3 protein-coding genes are annotated in these 3235 nt (G+C 60.9%); all 3 read right to left on the bottom strand.

Annotation, left to right across the window (positions count from 1 at the left end; translation table 11 throughout):
• Positions 1 to 249, bottom strand: a 249-nt coding sequence (locus AC1DUU_RS27250) for a hypothetical protein (RefSeq protein WP_476786475.1), incomplete at its 3' end; no start/stop codon positions are given.
• A gap of 103 nt (positions 250 to 352) precedes the next feature.
• Positions 353 to 898 (bottom strand): thioesterase family protein, encoded by a 546-nt coding sequence (locus AC1DUU_RS27245; protein WP_476786474.1) that lies wholly within the window; start codon positions 896 to 898, stop codon positions 353 to 355.
• A 6-nt stretch (positions 899 to 904) separates the two neighbouring features.
• A complete protein-coding gene (locus AC1DUU_RS27240; RefSeq protein ID WP_476786473.1) occupies positions 905 to 3124 on the bottom strand; it encodes a 3-hydroxyacyl-CoA dehydrogenase NAD-binding domain-containing protein in 2220 nt (739 codons plus the stop codon).
• Between the last annotated feature and the right edge of the window lie 111 nt (positions 3125 to 3235).

The following is a 3235-nucleotide window of genomic DNA, read 5'->3' as shown; positions in this document are numbered from 1 at the left end:
CATGACCGGCGTCATGTCGATCGCCGCGTCGAAACCGTGGAAAAACGGCTCGCAAATGCTGGGGATGGCGGTGATATCCTTCACATCGACAAACACGAAGGCCGTGCGGTTGCCGTTGTCCAAGGTGAAGAAGGCGGCTTCGGGCTTGAGCTCGGAGAGCGACTTTTCCATGATGGCGGCCAGGCTGCCGTCCTTGATGGCGCGGTTTCCCTGGGTGGCGGGGATCGAGATCTTCAGCAGCATGCGCATGACAATCCTCCCGGTAAATGCCAACATCAGCACTTGCTGATATTATCATTTGCGCCTTGGCCGAGATAGCGGACAGGCGCTGCCTGCCGCGATTTCCTCAGCGTCATTCCTTCGCCTTGGCCAATGTCCGCAAACCCTTGTGCGAGGCGATGAAGATCTCTTCTTCAGCGCTCACCGGGCGCGGCGTGGCATCAACCCCAAGCTGTCGCATGAGATCGCCGATCTCCACGAAGCGCCTGTTGTTGCGATCATAGACGCCGGCGCTGGTCATGATCAGGGCTGCGGTCTCGCCATTGTCGAGCACGAAGCGGTGCTTGCCGATCACCTCGGTGCCGTTCCAGGTCTCGATCGAGGACACCACCTCGAAGCGCTTCCATAGCCTGATCTCGCGCACGAACACCGTCTGCAGCCCACCTAGCATCGGCGCCCAGCCACGCTTGCGGGCAAGTTCGATCAGGCCACTGCGCATGAAGATGTCGATGCGGCCGACATCGGCCAGCATCATGTAGCGCGCATTGTTGAGATGCATGTTGAAGTCGATGTCGGTCGGCAGGCAGCGGAACGACAGCCGGCCTTCGTCGCCAAAACGGTAGGGACCGCGACGAGATTTCGTCGCGGCCATGCGAGCCAGTCTTGCCCATACGTACATGCTGCGTCAGGCCGCCTTCTTTTCCTCGACCTTGGCGTAAGGATCGAAGCGCTGGTAGAAGGTCTCGCCCTTCTCGGCCATATCGAGCAGAAGCTTGGGCGCCTTGAACTCGGCACCGTATTTCTTCTGCAACTCCTTGGCGATCTTGACGAACTTCTTGGCGCCGATGCCGTCGATGTAAGACAGTGCACCACCCGTATAGGGCGCGAAGCCAAAGGCCAGGATCGAGCCGACATCCGCCTCGCGCGGGTCGGTGACGATGCCCTCTTCCATCACCCGCACCGCTTCGAGCGCGATGACTGACAGCAGGCGCTGCTTCAGTTCCTCGACATCGACCTTCTCAGGAGCAAGCTGCGGATAGAGATCCTTGAGGCCCGGCCACAGCTTCTTCTTGGCGGGCTTCGCCGGATAATCATAGAAGCCCTTGGTGTTCTTGCGGCCGAGGCGGCCATGGCTGTCGACCATGGTGTTGATCAGCGCCATCTGGCGCGGATCGACAGCCTTTTCGCCGAGATCCCTGATGGTCTGCTTCATGATCTTCTGGGCGAGGTCGACCGCCGTCTCGTCGGTCAGCGCCAGTGGTCCCACAGGCATGCCGGCAGCCTTGGCGGCATTTTCGATCATCGCAGCCGGCACGCCTTCGATCAGCATCTTGAAGGCTTCCGACATGTAGCGCAGCACGCAGCGGTTGACGTAGAAGCCACGCGTGTCGTTGACGACGATCGGCGTCTTCTTGATGGCGCGGACGAAATCCATCGCCACAGCCAGCGCCTTGTCGCCTGTCTTCTTGCCCATGATGATCTCGACCAGCATCATCTTGTCGACCGGCGAGAAGAAGTGGATGCCGATGAAGTTCTTCGGCCGCACCGAGTTCCTGGCAAGCGAGGTGATCGGAATTGTCGAGGTGTTGGAGGCAAACACCGCCGACGACTTGAGCACGGCCTCGGCCTTTTCGGTCGCGCCCTTCTTGACCTCGGAATCCTCGAACACCGCTTCGACCACGAGGTCGCAGCCATTAAGATCGGCGTAGTCGGCGGTTGGTGTGATCAGCGACAGCAGCTTGTCACGCTCCTCGGCCTTGGCGCGGCCCTTCTTGACCTGTTCGGAGATCAGGTTGTCGCAATGGGCCTTGCCCTTTTCGGCAGATTCCATGTCACGATCGAGAAGCACAACCGGAATGCCGGCCTTGGCGGTGACATAGGCGATGCCCGCGCCCATGAAACCGGCACCCAGGATGCCGATCTTCTTGAACTTGGTATCCGGCACGCCGGCCGGGCGGCGCGCGCCCTTGTTCAGTTCCTGCAGCGACACGAACAGCGAGCGGATCATTGCTGCCGCTTCCTTGGTCTGCATGATCTCGGTGAAGTAGCGCTGCTCGATGCGCAGGCCGGTGTCGAACGGCACCAAAAGGCCTTCATAGACCGACTTCAGGATCGCGGTTGCGGCCGGATAGTTGCCATAGGTCTCGCGGCGCAGGATGGCGATTGCCGGCGGCCAGAGGTTGGCGCCCGCCGCCGAATAGACTGGACCGCCAGGCAACTTGAAGCCCTTCTCGTCCCATGGCTGGACCGGTTTCAGCCCTGCGGTGATCATCGCCTTCGCGGCTTCGATCAGCTTGGCCGGCTCGACGACCGCGTGGATCAGGCCCATGCCCTTGGCCTTTTGCGGCGTCAGGGTCTGGCCCGAGGTCAGCATCTGCAGCGCCGATTGCGGATCGGTCAGCCTGGGCACACGCTGGGTACCACCGGCACCCGGGAAGATGCCAACCTTCACTTCAGGCAGAGCCATCTTGACCTTGTCGCTATCAGCCGCAACGCGGCCATGGCAGGCCAGCGACAGCTCGAAAGCACCGCCCATGCAGGTGCCGTTGATCGCCGAAACCCAAGGCTTGCCCGAAGTCTCGAGCTTGCGCCAGAGCGCGCCCATGCGGCCGGCATTGTCGAACAGAAGCTTCGCCGCCTTTTCCGGATCCTTGGCCTTTTCCTTGGCGAAGAGCTTCAGCATCTTCTGCAGCATGGTGAGGTCAGCACCGCCGGAGAAGGTCTCCTTGCCCGAGGTGATGACCGCGCCCTTGATGCCGGCATCCGCCACCACCTGGTCGATGATCTTGTCGAGTTCGCTCATCACCTCTTCGGTGAAGACGTTCATCGAGCGATCGGGCATGTTCCAGGTAACGAGCGCGATGCCATCAGCATCGGTTTCGACCGTGAAGTTTGTATAGGTCATGTCTGTCTCCTTCCGGCCGAAATCAAACGCGTTCGATGATCGTTGCGGTGCGCTTGCCGGCGCCGATGCTTAGCGTCACAAGGGGAGTGTTGAGATCGCGGCGTTCCAGTT

Source organism: Aminobacter sp. P4_H6_2 (assembly GCF_056400805.1).
The sequence above is the reverse complement of the archived record's forward strand: the minus strand, read 5'-3'. Positions and strand labels throughout refer to the sequence as shown.

What these genes read in the sequence shown, in the direction of transcription:
- AC1DUU_RS27245 (WP_476786474.1), bottom strand. Translation starts at nt 898, where the DNA reads ATGTACGTATGGGCAAGACTGGCTCGCATGGCCGCGACGAAATCTCGT.
- AC1DUU_RS27240 (WP_476786473.1), bottom strand. Translation starts at nt 3,124, where the DNA reads ATGACCTATACAAACTTCACGGTCGAAACCGATGCTGATGGCATCGCG.